This is a genomic window from Chryseobacterium koreense CCUG 49689 (genome assembly GCF_001045435.1).
In the GTDB taxonomy this organism is placed as follows: domain Bacteria; phylum Bacteroidota; class Bacteroidia; order Flavobacteriales; family Weeksellaceae; genus Kaistella; species Kaistella koreensis.
The window spans coordinates 31,831-49,300 of record NZ_LFNG01000011.1 but is presented as its reverse complement, the minus strand read 5'-3'; the positions used below and the strand labels follow the sequence as shown (position 1 = coordinate 49,300).

The window sequence follows — 17,470 nt, the reverse complement described above, 5'->3', positions numbered from 1 at the left end:
TTATAATCTCCGGAATAAAACTGCGAACTGGTTGTTGACTTGTAATATAAAATTTGAGAAAGTAGGAAAGTTACTTTTTGGCGGTTTTCTATGATAAATTTAAAACTGATTTCCATGTTCTTAGAATATCAGTTTCTTCAATTTGTAGATTATAATGCGATTTTATAAATTGGGATGCAATAATTCCTTTATCCTGAAAAGTTTGGAATTCGCCGGCAATTTCCTCGACACTTTTTACAAAATCGATAATATTTCCTTCACTGATTGCTGTTGAAAACTCATCTTTGAAATATTCAGTTCCCGCTTGCCCTCTATATCCGATTACATAGCAACCACAACTCATCGCCTCTGCAGGTGGTAAGCCGAATCCTTCCTGATGGTTAAAACTTAAGAATATAGCACTTTCTTTCAAAATATTGGCAACTTCTCTTTCTGTCTTATTATCAATCGCCACAAAATCCCAGCCTTCAATATTCTTTCTGTTTCTTAAAATATTGATTATTTGGACTGCATCTTGCGACAACTTTCTAGGCATAAATGCTATTTGCTTCTTTTTTGCACTTGAAAATTCAAAAATCTTTTCATCAATTCCTAGATGAATTCTAAAAACTGGTGTTTCCGGAAATGCAGTTTTCAAATATTTTTCAGAGTCAGCCGAAACACATATAGTGGCCATAATACCTTTATATGGGATTCTTGACAAATCTTCATTCATTTGATAATGCTCAAAAGTATAATAACAGTTTTGATTGAAAATCACCTTTTTGTGGAGGGGTTCAATATGGCAGATTCGCGGACCATAAATTTCAGGAAAAACCAGTATTGAATCTTTCTGTAAAGGTTTGCTTCTCAGCCTCAAAATGCGTAACAAGATTTTATGCCAGAAACTGATTTTCTTATTTTGATAAGAGTATTTAATTTTCTTGAAAATATATGGATTACTTTCTATCACCACATTACTTTCAAACCAGCTTTCTTTTCCCTTCTTCTTCAGAAGAAGAACCGCATCAAAGCCATTTCTCCTTAATATTTCTACCTGTTTGTAAATTTGTTTTACACCGCCTGTGACTGATTTATTTGTAGGACAAATAAAGTATATTCTATGATTCATAAGTCGAAATAAGATTTTTCACCCAATTCTTGATATAATATTTTTCTTGGATCTCATTTGGTAAATCTCGATATGGACTAAGAAAAAAATCCTGCGGAATAGTAAAATCAGAAATAGATTCAACGAGAAGAATATTTTGCGGGTCGTAAAAATCACTATTTAATATCTCTCTATTTGTTGTAATCAGCTTCTTTTTTAAACCAATTGCTTCATATGGTCTAAAAGAAAGACCACGCTGATTCGGATGAGCAATATCCAAAATCGCTTTACTATCCAAGTAATATTTATAGGATTGAGAAAAAGGGATTATTTTATTTATTACTTTTATGGTTTCTGGAAGCGTCTCTTTAACGGGGTTCGATTTATAGGTAAATATTCTACCTTTTGCAACTATATTTTGTTCTTTAAATCTTCTAAAAAAATCAATGGCACCTGAAATGCGCTGGTCATATGTAGCTAGATAACAGACATCAAACTTGATTAAATTTTTGTAAGATTTAACAAAATAAAAATTCGGGATAAATTTAAAACCATATCTCTCACAATCAAGTGAATCAAAACTATAACAAACATCAAATTTGCCGATGTAATCTTGTATCTGAGGAATTTTCTCCAAACTGTCCCACAATAGTAAAATGGAATGTCTTGACTTTTTTATCGCTAAATTCAGATTTTCGTTGGCTAGCACGTCTGGACGATTAACAATCAACAGATCAAAATTAGTACTTTCTATTATCTGCTTAACGTGTAAACCTTTTTTTTCAATCTTCAAATTTCTTTTTTGAAAGGTCTTCATAAAAAAATTCTGAAGACGCTCTTTGAAATTACTATACTGGTAACTTAAAGTCGAATTTAGATGAAAAACTTTTTGACCACTATATTTTAGCAAACCCTCAAAGACCACTTCGTTGAAGCCATAATAATCAGGTGCAATAAAAAGGATTGTATTCTTCATGATTTGAGCCCAAAAACATTTTCAACCCACGCTTCCACCGTATATTTCCTATACACTTCCGGATCAAGTTCCTGATAAGCCGTCTCAAAGAAAGATTTCTCCACATTTGACATGTCGTCATTGAGCACCAAAATGTTGTTTGGATTATAGAAATCGTATTCTTTAACCGTCTGGTTATCAGTGATGATTTTCTTTTTCAATGCCATAGCTTCAAAGATTCTGAAGCTCAATCCTGACTGATTATCGCGGATCAGATCCAGCAAAACTTTCCCATTCCCGTAAAACTCTGGTACATCCTTGTGAGCAAGTCTTCGGCGAGTGAAGAAAACCGTTCGCCGGCTGTCCACATTTAGATGCTCCTTCCATGCTTTCTTCCCCACTATTTTAGCATAATAACTGAGACCCAAGGTGTCAAGCTTCTTAGTGAGTTTAAAAAGTATTTGAATCCGTTTATCATAAGAAGCCACGTAAACCATATCGAACATTGGATTCTTATTCAGTTCTGCTTCAGGAAGGTAGTTGTAATTGGTAATCTGCTGAAAATGATAGCGCTCCGCATCATTTTTGTCAAAGCTGAATATTTCATCAAATAAGTCAAAAAGATGTTCCGCGGGACAACGCGCCAAACTGTCATAAAGATAAGCGATGTATTTCCTGGTGTATTCCTTGATGACCTCGTGGTATTTCCTCTCGATGAGTTCGGGATTGATCACCAGAATCTGATCCTGTTTTCCCAATTTTTTCAACTGGTCCAGAATCATTTCCTGCCGATATTCATTCTTCAGGTTACGCTTCAGGACAATCTTGGAAATGGTATTCTGAACTCTGGCCGGGAAATTCTTGTGCTGATACGCGCCGATGTTGATATGGTTTGCATCAATACCTTTCCGCCTCAATTCGGTGACAATATGTTCATCGTAATTCCAAAAATCAAAACTAATGACGCAAATCTTCATGTACTAAAATAATTATTCAGATCTTTCACATACAAACATTTCACCATTTTTTTCCCTTATCCAAAAAAACAAGGTTTTTTCAATTGGTGTCACAAAATTACTGTTTTTTTTCTGCTTTTTTCAAAGAATTATAGGTTTCGAACACACTTAAAGTCTGTAAAAAGGCGAGCTGAAAACCTTCTTTCCCATCCAAAATCCCCAATCGCAAAATATAGGTCTTCAAAAACTTGAAAGCGGTCTTCAAAATTTGTGTTAAACGACTGAATTTCTTTCCCTTGTCATAAAGTTCCTTCCCTTTCAGCTCTCCATAATGGAGCATTTTTTTCCGGTAGGAATCGTAACTTGAAACCGAATAATGAAGGAGTTTGTGTTTTAAGACGCCAACATTTCCGTGAACCTCCAAAGTTTCATGAACCTTTTTATCACCTACATACCTGCATTTGCTTTTTCTAAATAATCTGAAATTTTTATCGGTTTGCGTACCTGAGTAATGGATCGGCTTTCCCGCAAAAAAGAATTTTCGGTAAAAATAGTAGGCATCTTTTTTGTCCGATTGACCTAGTTCAGAGATAATTTCATCCCGAAGTTCCGGCGTAATCCGTTCATCGCCATCCAAAAAAAGAATCCAGTCATTATTAGCAGCATCGATGGCAAGATTTCTTTGTTTGGTAAAGTCTTCAAACTTGTTTTGAATCACTTTTACCTTAGGATTCTGTAATGCCAACTCCACGGTTTTATCGGTACTGAAAGAATCTACCACGATAATTTCATCACAAAAGTCAAAACATCCAAGAACTTCCTGAATATTTTTTTCTTCATTAAAGGTAATGATCGCGCCGCTTACTTTTTCTTTCAGTCCCAAAATTTATCCTTTCTTAAACTCCAAAACCGTTTTCTCGATAATTGCCACACATTCCATCAGCTGCTCTTCGGTAATCACCAAAGGCGGCGCGAGTCTGATGATGTTTCCATGGGTTGGTTTGGCAAGCAATCCATTTTTCATTAAATCTAAACAAAGATTCCAGGCAGTTGGCGAATGTTGGGAATCATTGATGATGATGGCATTCAGCAAACCTTTTCCGCGAACATTTGCGATCAAATCTGTTTTTTCGATGAGCTTTTTGATCTCATTTCTGAAAAGCTGACCCAATTTCTCTGCTCTTTCAGAGAGGTTTTCATCTTCCACCACATCCAAAGCAGCCATTGCCACTGCACAAGCCAACGGATTTCCACCAAAAGTAGAACCATGCTGACCGGGATGAATCACATTCATGATGGGATTATTGGCAAAAACCGCAGAAACGGGATACATTCCGCCGGAAAGGGCTTTGCCAAGAATCAGAATGTCGGGTTGTACCTCTTCGTGATGACAGGCGATGAGTTTTCCAGTTCTTGCAATTCCGGTCTGAACCTCATCAGCAATGAAAAGGACATTGTATTTTTTACACAAATCAGAAGCTCCTTTCAGGAATCCTTCATCCGGAACGTAAACTCCGGCTTCCCCCTGAATTGGTTCCACTAAAAATGCAGCGATATCTGAAGCGTCTTCTTTTAGAACCTGTTCCAAAGCCGCCAAATCATTGTAAGGAATCTTGATGAATCCCGGAGTGAATGGTCCGTAATTGTTGTGCGCATCGGGATCATTGGAGAAAGAAACAATCGTGGTGGTCCTTCCGTGAAAGTTGTTTTCACAAACGATGATTTTTGCACTTCCACCTTTGATTCCTTTAACTTCGTAACTCCATTTTCTCGCAAGTTTCACGGCGGTTTCTACTGCTTCAGCACCCGAATTCATTGGCAAGACTTTGTCGAAACCGAAAAGTTGGGTAACTTTCTTTTCGTATTCTCCCAATTTTGAATTGTAAAATGCACGGGAAGTGAGCGCCAATTTTTGCGCCTGATTAACCAAAGCATCTACAATTTTCGGATGAGAATGCCCTTGGTTTACCGCAGAATAAGCCGATAGAAAATCATAATATTTTTTACCTTCCACATCCCAAACGTAAACACCTTCGCCTTTATCCAAAACCACCGGAAGAGGATGGTAATTGTGAGCGCCGTAGTCGTTTTCAAGTTCAATGAAGTATTGGGAGTTTTTTGTTTTTTCTGCTGTGGACATATTTTTTACTTTTGTACAAATTTAAAGATAATTATTGAATTCCATTAAAACAAAAAACTGCCCAAAATAGGCAGTTTCAATTATATTTTCAAAGAAATTAAATCTCATATTTCTTATCCATCACAAAATCGTCCATAAATTTTGTCGTGTAGTTACCTGCAAGGTAGTCCTCATTGTCCATCAATTGTCTGTGGAAAGGAATGGTGGTTTTCACACCCTCCACATAGAACTCTTCCAAGGCGCGTCTCATTTTTGCGATGGCCTCTTCTCTGGTTTGCGCAGTGGTAATCAGTTTAGCGATCATCGAGTCGTAATTGGATGGAATCGTGTAACCCGAGTAAACATGGGTATCCACTCTAATTCCGTGACCTCCGGGAATATTGAGTTCTGTGATTTTCCCCGGACTCGGACGAAAATCGTTGAAAGGATCTTCTGCATTAATCCTACATTCAATCGAATTAAGTTTTGGATAATGATTGGCACCCGAAATCGGGGTTCCTGCCGCAAGAAGAATCTGCTCTCTGATGAGGTCATAATCAATCACTTGCTCGGTAATCGGATGCTCTACCTGAATTCTGGTGTTCATTTCCATGAAATAAAAATCTCGGTTTTTATCCACTAAAAACTCGATGGTTCCAACACCTTCGTAACCGATATATTCAGCGGCTCTCACTGCGGCATTACCCATTCTCTCCCGAAGTTCGTCGGTCATAAAAGGTGAAGGGGTTTCTTCAGTGAGCTTTTGATTTCTTCTTTGTACGGAGCAATCCCTTTCTGAGAGGTGGCAAGCTTTTCCATATTGGTCACCGGCAACTTGGATTTCAATATGCCGCGGTTCCAAGATGAGTTTCTCCATATACATTCCACCATTACCAAATGCGGCAACCGCTTCCTGAATTGCGGATTCCCAATGCTCCTTCAGTTCAGCTTCGTTCCAAACACGTCGCATTCCTTTTCCACCACCACCTGCGGTAGCTTTGATCATCACCGGATAACCTATTTCGGCAGCAATTCGCACCGCGTCTTCGTAGGAATCAATCAAACCTTCGGAACCGGGAACACATGGAACTCCGGCTTCTTTCATGGTGGCTTTCGCATTGGCTTTGTCCCCCATTCTGTCAATTTGTTCAGGGGTCGCGCCGATAAACTTAATATTATTTTTCTGGCAGATTCTAGAGAAATTGGAGTTTTCCGACAAAAATCCATATCCAGGATGAATCGCGTCTGCATTGGTAATTTCCGCTGCCGCGATGATATTTGGGATTTTCAAATAGGAATCTTTGCTGGGAGCGGGTCCGATGCATACCGCCTCATCCGCAAAACGCACATGAAGGCTGTCTTTGTCGGCTGTGGAATAAACCGCTACCGTTTTGATTCCCATCTCCTTGCAGGTGCGCAAAATCCGCATTGCAATTTCGCCACGGTTGGCTATTAATATTTTTTTGAACATCTTAATTTTTTGTTTGAAGCCTGTCTGCCGACAGGTAGATTTGACGTTTAACGTTTGAAGCTGATGACAACATTCAACACTTATATTTAATAAACTTAATGTGCAAGATACTTGACTTAATTTATAAATGCAAAGACGCAAAATTTCTTTAAAAAATATGCTGCTTTACTTTGGACTAATTCTTACGCAAAGGCGTTTCACTTAGCAATGAAGAAAATCATAGTCAAATGCAAATTGATTTGAAATGATGAGTGAAATCTGATCCCTCATCAATCATCATTAATCAATCTTAATTAAGATGGATCCACAAGGAATAATGGTTGGTCATATTCCACCGGAGTCGCGTCATCAACCAGGATTTTCACGATTTTTCCGGAAATTTCTGACTCAATTTGGTTGAAAAGTTTCATGGCTTCGATCACGCAGACCACTTTTCCTACTGAAACTTCGTCGCCCACGCTCACGAAAACGTCTTTGTCCGGAGCAGGTTTACGATAGAAAGTTCCGATCATTGGCGATTTGATGGTTACGAATTTACTGTCATCTGAAGATGATTCCGCCGCAGCAGGTGCAGCAGTTGCGGCAACCGGGGCAGCAACTGGCGCCATTTGCGGAGCAGCATGAAACATCTGTGGTTGTTGCATGTAATTTACTTCACTAGCTGCGAGTGGAGTTTTGATGGTGATTTCAAAATCTTTTGTTTTGTATTTTACTTCAGAAACCTCTGCCTTAGACACAAATTTGATGAGATTTTGGATGTCTTTAATGTCCATTATTTTGGGTGTTTATTTTATAGGCCAAATATACTAAAAATCAACAAAAACAACAAAAAACCACCCGAAATTGAAAAAATCGAGTGGTTTTTGTATGAAAATTGAGATTTTTCGCGGTTTAGCGATTAGTTCTCTTCTGTAGATTCTACTGCTTTTTCCATCACTACTTTTCCTCTGTAGTAAAGTTTTCCTTCGCTCCAGTGTGCTCTGTGATAAAGGTGCATTTCACCTGAAGTAGCATCTTTTGCCAATTGAGGAACCTCTGCTTTGTAGTGGGTTCTTCTCTTATCTCTTCTTGTTGACGATTGTCTTCTCTTTGGATGTGCCATTTTCTTCTATTTTTAATTTTATACCTGCCTGTCTGCGGACAGGAGCGATGAGTATTTGATTGCTCAATCTCATCATTTTAAATTATGTTAATTTTTGTCTTTTAATTTCTTCAAAGCATCCCATCTCGGATCGCCTTCGGGTTCTTCTTCTTTTTCCTCAGCTGCACTGAACCTTTCCAGGATTTCAAGGTCTTGATCTGAAAGATTGGGCGAAATTTTCTTCATGGGAATGCTCAACATCACATCTTCGTAAATCAGCTGCGCCACGTTGAACGCATGGTCTGAAGTTGGAATGGTGATCACATCTTCTTCGCTGTCATCAAATTCTTCCCCGAAATTTACCAGCACCTTGATTTCGTTTTCAATAGGATACTCGAAATTTTCATTTGAAATATCACAAACCAAGTTCACTGTACCATATGTTTTAATCCAAAATTCCAAAAATGTGGTATGTTTATCCATCAAAACATCCGCAATAATTTTGGGTTCTGTAAATTCCTGTTCAGTATCGAAAAGTTGAAAGAACGCTTTGTCTATCTCAAATCTGAACTCGTGTTTCCCGTTTTTCAGTCCCGAAAACACTACCTCGTAGTTTCTAAACTTGTCCATAAAATGAGTGTGCAAAAATATGCATTTTTTTTGAAACTCCAAATATATTATTAAACAATATTATGAATCTTTGCCCGATGAATGGCGTCAACTATTCTCTTCCTCCGGCAAATCCTCATCCACTCCGTTTCCGGCAACCGATTTTCTAGGTTTCATGCGGTTTTCCATTAAATCCCTATATTCTGAGCGGTTTTTATAGATTTTAATTGCCGCAAAAATCGCTTCGGAGAAACTGTGTTCGTCTGCAATTCCCTGTCCGGCGATATCATAAGCAACACCGTGATCCGGAGAAGTCCTGATGAAAGGAAGTCCCGCCGTGTAATTCACCCCTTCTTCATACGCCAAAGTTTTGAACGGTGCCAAACCCTGATCATGGTACATCGCCAAAACCGCGTCGTATTTTCTGTATTTTTCTGGTTGGAAAAAACTGTCGGCAGGAAATGGTCCGAAAGCCAAAATTCCGTTTTCAAACAATTCACGAATGGCGGGTTCAATGATTTCAATTTCTTCTTTTCCTATTGCACCGCCGTCACCTGCATGAGGATTCAATCCTAGTACCGCTATTTTTGGCCTTTGAATGCAAAAATCTTCTATCAATGTTTGATTCAGTAATTTGATCTGCTTCTTGATTTTTTCTTTAGAAATAGCATCTGCAATTTGAGAAACCGGGATATGGTGCGTAGAAACAGCCACTTTCAAATCATCAGTCACCAAAAACATCAACCCTTTTTTTCCGAATTTTTCTTCCAGAAATCCAGTGTGACCAGCATGTTTGAAACCCTGCTTCATCATTTCCTCTTTATTAATGGGCGCAGTGACCAACACATCCACTTCACCTTTCATCAAAGCGTCTGTTGCAGCTTCCAGGGAGTCGATCGCCATTTTGGTAGATTCCTCCGTTGGTTTTCCCAAATCTACATTCACATTTTCTTTCCACAGATTCACCATATTGATTTTATCGGCTTGCGCCAAAGACGGTTCTGTGATATAATTAAAAGTCTGCTGAAATTTGAAAATGTTTTTTTGGTAGGTAAACAATTTCCCTGAACCAAAAATCACGGGGGTGAAAAAATCTGTAATGGATTTTTCCTTTAAAGTCTTCATAATGATTTCAGGGCCAATACCATTGAAATCACCCACTGAAATTCCGACTTTTATTTTATGTTGCTTTGCGCTCATTATCGTATATTTGATAATTAATTGAATTTTACAAATGTAGAAAAATTTAAGGGATTAGGGGATCAGGAAATGAAGGAATTTGATGATGTGGCGATTTGATGATGTGATGATTGGTTGATGTGGCGATTTGATGATGTGGTGATGTGGTGATTCATCAAACCAATCTGTGAAACGTTCTTTATTTTGTTCTTCACCCCCTCTTTTAAAATTTGGTCTTTCTAACTTTTTATTTGACTTTTGAAAAATATGTTTACAGGAATTATAGAATCTACAGGGATTGTAGAAAAAATTGTTCGAAATGAATCCAATATTGATTTCATTTTGTCTTGTGGTTTTACCCACGAACTGAAAATTGACCAAAGTCTGGCACACAATGGATGCTGCCTGACTGTGGTGGAGATTTCCGGCGACCAATACAAAGTCACCGCCATCAACGAAACTCTAGAAAAAACCAATCTTGGCAAATGGGAATTGGGAACCGAAGTGAATTTGGAACGATGTTTGAAATTTGATGGAAGACTAGATGGTCACATGGTGCAGGGACACGTGGATAAAACGGGAACTGTAGAAAGCATTAAAAATTTGGACGGTAGTTTTTTCATCACCATCAAATATGACGAAACAGATGAATTGGTGACTGTTCCGCAAGGTTCGATTACGGTAAATGGAATTTCGCTGACTGTTGCCGAAAGCGGCTCGGGAAGTTTTTCCGTGGCAATCATTCCTTACACCTGGGAATTTACCAATATGAAAACCCTTAAAATCGGTGACACGGTGAATCTGGAATTCGACATTATTGGAAAATACGTATCTAAACTTATGAAAATAAATGCCGTTCACTAAATACAAAGGATACAGTTTAAGGAACAAGGTTTTCTGGGGATTTCTGTTGATTTGCGTGATGAGCATCGCGGGATCTTCATTTCTTTCCTACTTTATCATTAAAAATAACGCGACGGTACAAAGCAGGACAGATTTGCAGAAGAAAGCAGAATCGCTGATGTCGGCACTGGATTACGCAGTTTCCCACACTTCTGTTGAGACCAATGATTTGCCGAAGATCCTGTCTAATGACATTTTCGAAATTGCGGATATCAATAATCAGGACATCATTATTTATGACCTGAACGGCAAATTTCTGCTATCAAACAAAGATATCAACCTGATCCAGCAAAAAAAGATCAACCTGGGCATCGTGAATATGGTCTTGAAAAATGACAAACGCCTAGATATTCAGCATTATGACACCAAAACCGAGGCCAATGTAACATCATCCTACATGATCCTAAAAAACAATATGCTGGAACCTATCGCGATTGTCTATTTCCCCTATTATCATAATGAAGGAGCTTACTCCGTAATGTTCAACAAATATTTGAACTATATCATTTTAGTGAATCTCTTCATCGTGGCTTTTGCAATTTGGCTCAGCTGGATTATTTCTAACAATTTGACCAACGCCATCACCAAATTTTCTGAAATGCTGAACCGGGTAAATCTTCTGGAAGATGATCCGCAACCGATCAGATATTATCAAAATGACGAGCTGAACCAGCTGGTAAAAGCTTATAACAAACTGATTCTGCAAATCAAGGAACAAAAAGAGCGACTGAGTTTCAAGGAAAAAGAAGAAGCTTGGCGCGAAATGGCGAAGCAGGTCGCACACGAAGTGAAAAATCCGCTCACTCCGATGAAGCTCACCATTCAAAACTTCGAAAGAAAATTCGATCCCACCGATCCCCACATCCAGGAAAAAGTAAAAAGCCTTAGCAAAACCATCGTGGACCAAATTGACTTGGTGGCCACCGTGGCAAACGCATTTTCACAGTTCGCGCAGCTGCCTCAGAAACACAACGAGGTCTTCGACATCAACCAAGAAATCAAGAAAAATCTGAATATTTTTAGCGATGAAAAAGTCTATTTTCACACGAACAAAGAATCAATCTTGGTGGAAATGGACAAAATATACCTTTCCAGAATCATCACAAACCTTGTCGCAAACGCAAGTCAGGCAAAAGATGACCATCGGGAAAACATCATCAATGTGGATGTGGAACAAAGGCAGAAAAGGATTTTCATCACCGTGCAGGACAAAGGAAAAGGAATTCCGGAAGACATGTACGACCGAATTTTTGAGCCTAATTTCACCTCCAAATCCAGTGGAACCGGACTGGGTTTGACGATGGTGAGGAAAATGGTAGAAGATTACAAAGGCGTGATCACCGTAAATTCCGAAGTGGGAAAAGGATCCACATTCACGATTTCCCTGCCAAATAGCGTTCAATGAAACCATTTCGTTTCCAAAAATTTACCGTAAACCAAAACAAATACGTTTTCCGGGTGGGAACAGACGGCGTTTTGCTGGGCGCACTTTGTTCTGTGGAAAATGCAAATTCCGTTTTGGAAGTAGGGACAGGAACCGGACTGATTTCTTTGATGATTGCCCAAAGAAATCCAACTGCCCAAATTCTGGCGATCGATATCGATGAAAATGCCACAAAACTTGCGGAAGGGAATTTCAGAAACAGTCCTTTTTCTGAGCGACTCAAAGTTCTACAAGATGATTTCAAGGAATGGGAAACCGGACAGCAATTTGACCTGATTGTTTCCAATCCGCCTTATTTTGAAGAAAACGATTCTACCAAAGATGTTTTGGCGAGACAAAAGAAAACGCTTGATTTCACGGATTTAATTGAAAAATCGAAAAAATTACTTTCTAGGGAGGGAATTCTGAGCGTCATTATCCCTTTTCAAGAGTCGCTGTTTTTTCAGAAGGTTTGTCATGAAAACAAACTCTTTCTTCAGCGTAAAATAAACATTTCAGGAATAAAGGATGCGCCACCGAAAAGGGTGATCCTGGAATTTGCTCTTGTTCCAACCGAAGTGATTGAAACAGACTTTATCATTGAAAAATTTCCGAGAGTTTATAGTGAAGAATACCTGGAACTTACCAAAGATTTCCATGTGTTCAAAAGAGCAGATTAGCTGGATCCGGGTATTACTCCTTACGGATCACGCATTGTTCCTCCTATTTCGGAGCATTCAGCGTGATGACGATATCTTTATTAATATTCTTCACCGAACTATATTTTGCATCACAAACCATCGTGGTAATGGTATAATTTCCTTTATCAATAAGGATATAGTTCTGATTATTGGCGGGAACATCCAGGTTATAGAATTGTTTTCCGCTGATTTTCACGATCAGGTTGCAGCTGGATTTGTTGGTAATGGAAACATAAGCGGTTTTCCCGTTTGGATCGGAATTGAAAAGGTGGTTTAGCAATTCCGCTGTTTTTTTGTGTTTTGCGTTTACCTCGCCGGTTTTCGCCACATCACGGTTCACTACATTTTCCAATTTTTTCGTATTAAGCGGTGCCACAGTAGGCTTTGCCACTTTGGAAGCCTGCGCTGGAGTTTTGTCATTATTTATGATTGCGAAAAGTTTCTGCTTAAATGCGGGAGTTTTCGGATGATCCGGATTGTATTTAATGAAATTGGCAATTACTTGCGGATCGGTGGTTTTTTCAACCTGCGCTTCGGTATATTTCGATTGGGAATACCCTAAAGAATACATAAAAAACAGCAATAGATAAACGATTTTCTTCATTAAAGGAATGATTTTTAGGATTTTAAATTTTAATAATAACGCAGATTTCTTCTTTTTAGTTTGCATGAATTTTATTATCTTTGCAACTCGAATTTCGAGACTAAAATAAACAATTTTTTTAATAAAAAAAGAACAATATGTATACAGTGGTTGCTGCAGATGTAGCTAAATTAAGAAACATTACCGGAGCAGGAATGATGGACTGCAAAAAAGCATTGGTTGAAGCTGAAGGAGACTTCGACAAAGCAATTGAAATCCTTAGAAAAAAAGGTCAAAAAGTTGCTGCAAACAGAGCGGACAGAGAATCTCACGAAGGTGCAGTAATCGCGAAAGTGAACGAAGACAGAACCCTTGGTGGAATCATCGCTCTGAATTGTGAAACTGATTTCGTGGCGAAAAACGATGCTTTTGTGGAATTGGCACACGAACTTGCAGAGCAAGCCATGATGTATGCATCAAAAGACGAATTCCTTGCTTCTGATTTCCACGGAATGACTGTTGCAGACAAATTGATCGAGCAAACCGGAGTAATCGGTGAGAAAATTGAGATCGGAACTTTCGAAAGAATCGAAGGACCTTTCTTGGGAGCCTACATCCACGCTGGAAACAAGATCGCCGCAATCGCTTCTTTATCTGCAAATGTGGAAGGAGCTGCCGATGCCGCACACGCTGTAGCAATGCAGATTGCCGCAATGAACCCAATTGCACTGGACGAAACACAGGTTTCACAAGAAACCATCGACAGAGAACTGGATATCGAAAGAGAATTGTTGACCAAAGAAGGAAAACCTGCAAATATCATCGAGAACATCTTGAAAGGAAAAATGCAGAGATTCTATAAGGACAACACTTTGGTTCACCAACAATTCATCAAAGACCACAACATTTCTGTAGCGGACTATGTGAAATCAATAAACAGTGACTTGAAAGTAGTAGGATTTGTGAGAACAAGTCTGGCTTAAGCCACTTTAAAATATGATTAAAATCTCTTCTAATTAGTAGGAGAGATTTTTTTTGTCTCTACTTTTTGAAGTAAATTTGCAGTCCGCAAAAAAAGCATGTACGCAAAATTAAATTTTCGGCTCACTTCGATCCTCGTCGTTTTCCTTTCCATTTTTTCTGGAAAAGCTCAGCAATATATTACAGTCAGTTCAAAAACTGCCGATGATTTGGTTCGAAATGTACTGATTGGACCGCAAAACGCGGGCTGCATTTCGGTTTCTAATGTCACGGTGAGCGGTTGGCAAGATTACGGGACCAATCCGTTCAGTTATGGCTATTTCAAAAAAGGGACTTTGCCATTTGATATTGATGAAGGGGTGATTTTGAGTACAGGTGGCGCCTATAATTCCGCCGGGCCAAATAGTGGAGTGCTCTCGGATGGAAATAGTTCCTGGTTAGGCGATCAGGATTTGGAGGTCGCAGTTCCTTTTGCCAAACCCTCCTGGAACGCCACTTCACTAGAGTTTGATTTTGTATCCTTAAATTCTACAGGTATCAGCTTTGAATACATGTTTCTTTCAGAGGAATACCAGAAAAGCGGCTGTAACTATTCGGATGCATTTGCATTTTTGATTAAGGAAGCCGGAACTTCTACCTACAAAAATATTGCAACCGTCTTAAATCAAGCCACCGGAAATCTGGATCCCGTTTCATCACGAACTGTTCGCGATAATACCTACTGTTCGCCAAGCAATGCGGAATATTTTGGCCAGTACAATTTGCCGCCAATGGTGCCGCCAAATATGTCTCCAACCATTTTCGACGGACAAACCAAAGTGCTCACCGCAAAAGCAGATGTAATCCCGGGGAAAACATACCACATCAAATTAGTTATAGCCGATAACATCAACACCAGTCACGATTCCGCAGTATTTCTGAAAGCGGGAAGCTTCGTAGGAAAAAAGGATTTGGGACCGGATCTGCTGGTCTCCACGAATAATCCGATTTGTGAAGGAACCACAAAAACGCTGGATGCGACCACCGCGGGTGCCACTTCTTACCAATGGTTCAAGAATGGTGTTCTGATTCCCGGAGCAACCAGCGCCAAACTGAACGTTTTGGGAGTTGCTGCAAGCGCCGGAACTTATCAGGTTGAAATCGATTTGGGAGGTTGTGCACTGAAAGGTTCCATTAAAGTGGAAATCTCTCAGAAACCGGTCATCGTTCCCAATAAGGTTTTTACGCTTTGTGACAATCAATTGACGGGAAGCGTGCCGGTTAATTTTTCTCAGCTATCCCCTCAACTGATTTCGAATTTTAACAGCGCATTTATCCCAAAATATTATCTCAATGCGTCGGGAACCGGAACTCCACTTGCGGATGGATGGCTTTTGACGGCAACAACCAAGGTCTATCTCTTTGTGGAAACCACTTATGGATGTCCGACGGTAATTGGGGATTTCACCTTAAAATTGGGAAATAAGATCCCATTGCTGAAACCAAGTTATTCCACTCCTCCAATTTGCGACGACAATTTTCAGGGCGTTTCCATTGATTTAAATAATTACAAAACCGAGTTTACAACGGATTCCACATTAAGCATCACTTTCTACAATTCATTGGCGGAAGCAAAAGCAGGCGCAGCAGGAACTTCCATTCCTGCAAACCAAACTTTAAGCGCTACCAAAACTTTTGGAATTAGATTTGAAGGAACGGATTGTCCAAATGTGGCAGAAATAACTGTCAACATCAAAAAACCAAAAACATCATTAACGCTGCTAGATAAACCGATTTGCCCGAACTCCACCACAACACTTGATGCAGGAACAGGTTTTGATTTCTACAGTTGGAGCACCGGAGTCAGCGGAACCAATGCCTCAAGTATCAGTAATGTGGGAGTTGGCGATTATTGGGTAGATCTATATTTCAATGGTTGCGTTAATCGGCAAAATGTAAAAGTTACCGCAGCCGAACTTCCCCAAATTACCCATGTTGATGTTTCGGGAAGCACCGCCACGGTTTACGTGGTTGGAGGAGTTCCGCCGTATTCCTATTCTTTAGACAATATCAACTTTCAAACCTCCAACGTTTTCTACAATGTTCCGCGGGGGAAACATTTTGTTTACGTGAAAGATTCGCAAAACTGCGACAGTGTGGCGAAGGAGTTTCTGGTCATCAACCTCATCAACGTGATCACACCAAATGCAGATGGAATCAATGATGTGCTGGATTATTCAGATTTAAGTTTAAAAAAAGACGTGAAAATTCAAATTTTCAACCGATTTGGAAGCCAGGTCTTTTCCTCGGAAGCAAACCAATTCATCTGGGATGGTAAAATGAACGGAAGAGCCGTTTCCACCGGAACTTATTGGTATATTTTAAGCTGGATCGAACCAGATACCAATTCACCTGTCACTTACCAAGGCTGGATTCTGGTGAAAAACCGCGATTGACCAGATGATTTTAAGCGATAGAAATATGATCAAAATCGCGGAAACCGTTTAGGAAATCTTTTATATTCATCCTTTTCTTTCCTTCCAGCTGAACTTCCAACGGAAAATAAAATCCATCGGTGGTAAAAATCTTGAACTGATTTTTATTGATTTCTAAAGTTCCCGGAGTTTTGCCATGATTTGATTTTTCAAAATTTCCGCTAAAAATCTTCAGCGATTTTTCATCATTTCCAATTTTCAAAATTGTGAAAGAACATGGATAAGGTGCCATTCCGCGGATAAAATTGTGGATGTTTTCGGAATTTTGATGCCAGTTGATTTTAGTATCTTCTTTGAATATTTTGAAAGCGTTTTTTGGATGTTCCATTATTGGCTGAGGTTTCTCCCGAATGGAGTTTTCAGCAATTCCATCCAAGGTTTTCACCACGAGTTTTGCCCCCATTTCCATCAGGCGGTCATGAACATCGCCGGAGTTTTCATGAGCGAAAATTTCAATTTCTTCTTGAAGTAGAATATTTCCCTCATCGATTTTTTCATTGATGAAGAAAGTGGTTGCGCCCGTTTTGGCCTCCCCATTAATCACCGCATAATTGATGGGTGCAGCTCCCCGGTAATCCGGCAACAAGGATGCGTGAAGATTGAACGTTCCCAATTTCGGCATTTCAAAAAGCACTTTAGGCATCATTCTAAAAGCGACTACCACAAAAACATCTGCCTCCAAATTCCGAATCTGCTCCAGAAACTCGGGATTTCTCAATTTCTCTGGTTGCAAAACGGGAATTTGGTTTTCCACGGCAAAAACTTTGACAGGGGATTCGTGAATTTTTTGTCCGCGACCACTCGCTTTATCGGCTACGGTGACCACAGCAACTACTTGATGATGCGATTCATAAATCGCCTGAAGCGATGTTTTTGCAAACTCGGGAGTCCCGAAAAAAATGACTTTTAAAGATTTCATTTAAATAAATTACTTAATGCTGATTA

General features: G+C 39.3%; 17 protein-coding genes. 5 read left to right on the top strand and 12 right to left on the bottom strand.

Annotated elements, in window-relative coordinates:
- Positions 1-88: 88 nt before the first annotated feature.
- The 10 genes from ACM44_RS08865 to pdxA form a co-directional block, all read right to left on the bottom strand.
- Positions 89-1,111, bottom strand: a complete 1,023-nt coding sequence (locus ACM44_RS08865; RefSeq protein WP_048499683.1) for a glycosyltransferase — start codon at positions 1,109-1,111, stop codon at positions 89-91.
- Positions 1,101-2,066, bottom strand: a complete 966-nt coding sequence (locus tag ACM44_RS08860) for a hypothetical protein (RefSeq protein ID WP_048499682.1) — start codon at positions 2,064-2,066, stop codon at positions 1,101-1,103. The genes ACM44_RS08865 and ACM44_RS08860 overlap by 11 nt, the downstream gene beginning before the upstream one ends.
- Entirely contained in the window at positions 2,063-3,022 is a 960-nt protein-coding gene (locus tag ACM44_RS08855; protein WP_048499681.1) for a glycosyltransferase family protein, read from the bottom strand. Before ACM44_RS08855 ends, ACM44_RS08860 begins: the two co-directional genes overlap by 4 nt.
- Before the next feature lie 97 nt (positions 3,023-3,119).
- Complete coding sequence (locus ACM44_RS08850) at positions 3,120-3,887, bottom strand: glycosyltransferase family 2 protein (protein WP_048499680.1); 768 nt, start codon at positions 3,885-3,887, stop codon at positions 3,120-3,122.
- Positions 3,888-5,141: an ornithine--oxo-acid transaminase gene (gene rocD, locus ACM44_RS08845; RefSeq protein ID WP_048499679.1), complete on the bottom strand. Its 1,254-nt coding sequence runs from the start codon at positions 5,139-5,141 to the stop codon at positions 3,888-3,890.
- Between the two features lie 97 nt (positions 5,142-5,238).
- Complete coding sequence (accC, locus tag ACM44_RS08840) at positions 5,239-6,591, bottom strand: acetyl-CoA carboxylase biotin carboxylase subunit (protein WP_048499678.1); 1,353 nt, start codon at positions 6,589-6,591, stop codon at positions 5,239-5,241.
- Positions 6,592-6,884: 293 nt separating this feature from the next.
- Complete coding sequence (gene accB / locus ACM44_RS08835) at positions 6,885-7,364, bottom strand: acetyl-CoA carboxylase biotin carboxyl carrier protein (protein ID WP_048499677.1); 480 nt, start codon at positions 7,362-7,364, stop codon at positions 6,885-6,887.
- Positions 7,365-7,489: 125 nt separating this feature from the next.
- Positions 7,490-7,693: a 50S ribosomal protein L32 gene (gene rpmF / locus ACM44_RS08830; protein WP_048499676.1), complete on the bottom strand. Its 204-nt coding sequence runs from the start codon at positions 7,691-7,693 to the stop codon at positions 7,490-7,492.
- 87 nt (positions 7,694-7,780) lie between these two features.
- Positions 7,781-8,302 (bottom strand): YceD family protein, encoded by a 522-nt coding sequence (locus tag ACM44_RS08825; protein WP_048499675.1) that lies wholly within the window; start codon positions 8,300-8,302, stop codon positions 7,781-7,783.
- Positions 8,303-8,389: 87 nt separating this feature from the next.
- Complete coding sequence (gene pdxA / locus ACM44_RS08820; protein WP_048499674.1) at positions 8,390-9,481, bottom strand: 4-hydroxythreonine-4-phosphate dehydrogenase PdxA; 1,092 nt, start codon at positions 9,479-9,481, stop codon at positions 8,390-8,392.
- A 246-nt stretch (positions 9,482-9,727) separates the two neighbouring features.
- Here pdxA and ACM44_RS08815 point away from each other — a divergent pair, with 246 nt between their 5' ends.
- From ACM44_RS08815 to ACM44_RS08805, 3 genes are read left to right on the top strand one after another with little or no spacing between them, the layout of a single operon-like run.
- The gene (locus ACM44_RS08815; protein ID WP_048499673.1) at positions 9,728-10,324 is read left to right on the top strand and encodes a riboflavin synthase; all 597 of its coding nucleotides are present in this window, start codon (positions 9,728-9,730) and stop codon (positions 10,322-10,324) included.
- Positions 10,311-11,768 carry a sensor histidine kinase gene (locus tag ACM44_RS08810; protein WP_048499672.1) on the top strand — a complete coding sequence of 486 codons (1,458 nt, stop codon included), beginning with the start codon at positions 10,311-10,313 and terminating at the stop codon, positions 11,766-11,768. The genes ACM44_RS08815 and ACM44_RS08810 overlap by 14 nt, the downstream gene beginning before the upstream one ends.
- Positions 11,765-12,466 carry a tRNA1(Val) (adenine(37)-N6)-methyltransferase gene (locus ACM44_RS08805; RefSeq protein WP_048499671.1) on the top strand — a complete coding sequence of 234 codons (702 nt, stop codon included), beginning with the start codon at positions 11,765-11,767 and terminating at the stop codon, positions 12,464-12,466. Before ACM44_RS08810 ends, ACM44_RS08805 begins: the two co-directional genes overlap by 4 nt.
- A gap of 43 nt (positions 12,467-12,509) precedes the next feature.
- Here the strand turns inward: ACM44_RS08805 and ACM44_RS08800 are convergent, their stop codons facing one another.
- The gene (locus tag ACM44_RS08800) at positions 12,510-13,091 is read right to left on the bottom strand and encodes a DUF6759 domain-containing protein (RefSeq protein WP_083993690.1); all 582 of its coding nucleotides are present in this window, start codon (positions 13,089-13,091) and stop codon (positions 12,510-12,512) included.
- 137 nt (positions 13,092-13,228) lie between these two features.
- Here ACM44_RS08800 and tsf point away from each other — a divergent pair, with 137 nt between their 5' ends.
- Together tsf and ACM44_RS08790 are read left to right on the top strand one after the other, a co-directional pair.
- On the top strand, positions 13,229-14,053 hold the full coding sequence (gene tsf, locus ACM44_RS08795) for a translation elongation factor Ts (protein ID WP_048499669.1): 825 nt from the start codon (positions 13,229-13,231) through the stop codon (positions 14,051-14,053).
- 96 nt (positions 14,054-14,149) lie between these two features.
- Entirely contained in the window at positions 14,150-16,486 is a 2,337-nt protein-coding gene (locus tag ACM44_RS08790) for a T9SS C-terminal target domain-containing protein (protein ID WP_048499668.1), read from the top strand.
- 10 nt (positions 16,487-16,496) lie between these two features.
- On the opposite strand, the gene fmt is transcribed toward ACM44_RS08790, so the two are convergent.
- On the bottom strand, positions 16,497-17,444 hold the full coding sequence (gene fmt, locus ACM44_RS08785; protein ID WP_048499667.1) for a methionyl-tRNA formyltransferase: 948 nt from the start codon (positions 17,442-17,444) through the stop codon (positions 16,497-16,499).
- Positions 17,445-17,470: the final 26 nt, after the last annotated feature.

Excerpts from the sequence above, each read along its gene's own strand:
- ACM44_RS08865 (WP_048499683.1), bottom strand. The coding sequence starts at position 1,111 with ATGAATCATAGAATATACTTTATTTGTCCTACAAATAAATCAGTCACA.
- ACM44_RS08860 (WP_048499682.1), bottom strand. The coding sequence starts at position 2,066 with ATGAAGAATACAATCCTTTTTATTGCACCTGATTATTATGGCTTCAAC.
- ACM44_RS08855 (WP_048499681.1), bottom strand. The coding sequence starts at position 3,022 with ATGAAGATTTGCGTCATTAGTTTTGATTTTTGGAATTACGATGAACAT.
- rocD (WP_048499679.1), bottom strand. The coding sequence starts at position 5,141 with ATGTCCACAGCAGAAAAAACAAAAAACTCCCAATACTTCATTGAACTT.
- accC (WP_048499678.1), bottom strand. The coding sequence starts at position 6,591 with ATGTTCAAAAAAATATTAATAGCCAACCGTGGCGAAATTGCAATGCGG.
- accB (WP_048499677.1), bottom strand. The coding sequence starts at position 7,364 with ATGGACATTAAAGACATCCAAAATCTCATCAAATTTGTGTCTAAGGCA.
- rpmF (WP_048499676.1), bottom strand. The coding sequence starts at position 7,693 with ATGGCACATCCAAAGAGAAGACAATCGTCAACAAGAAGAGATAAGAGA.
- ACM44_RS08825 (WP_048499675.1), bottom strand. The coding sequence starts at position 8,302 with ATGGACAAGTTTAGAAACTACGAGGTAGTGTTTTCGGGACTGAAAAAC.
- pdxA (WP_048499674.1), bottom strand. The coding sequence starts at position 9,481 with ATGAGCGCAAAGCAACATAAAATAAAAGTCGGAATTTCAGTGGGTGAT.
- ACM44_RS08815 (WP_048499673.1), top strand. The coding sequence starts at position 9,728 with ATGTTTACAGGAATTATAGAATCTACAGGGATTGTAGAAAAAATTGTT.
- ACM44_RS08810 (WP_048499672.1), top strand. The coding sequence starts at position 10,311 with ATGCCGTTCACTAAATACAAAGGATACAGTTTAAGGAACAAGGTTTTC.
- ACM44_RS08805 (WP_048499671.1), top strand. The coding sequence starts at position 11,765 with ATGAAACCATTTCGTTTCCAAAAATTTACCGTAAACCAAAACAAATAC.
- ACM44_RS08800 (WP_083993690.1), bottom strand. The coding sequence starts at position 13,091 with ATGAAGAAAATCGTTTATCTATTGCTGTTTTTTATGTATTCTTTAGGG.
- tsf (WP_048499669.1), top strand. The coding sequence starts at position 13,229 with ATGTATACAGTGGTTGCTGCAGATGTAGCTAAATTAAGAAACATTACC.
- ACM44_RS08790 (WP_048499668.1), top strand. The coding sequence starts at position 14,150 with ATGTACGCAAAATTAAATTTTCGGCTCACTTCGATCCTCGTCGTTTTC.
- fmt (WP_048499667.1), bottom strand. The coding sequence starts at position 17,444 with ATGAAATCTTTAAAAGTCATTTTTTTCGGGACTCCCGAGTTTGCAAAA.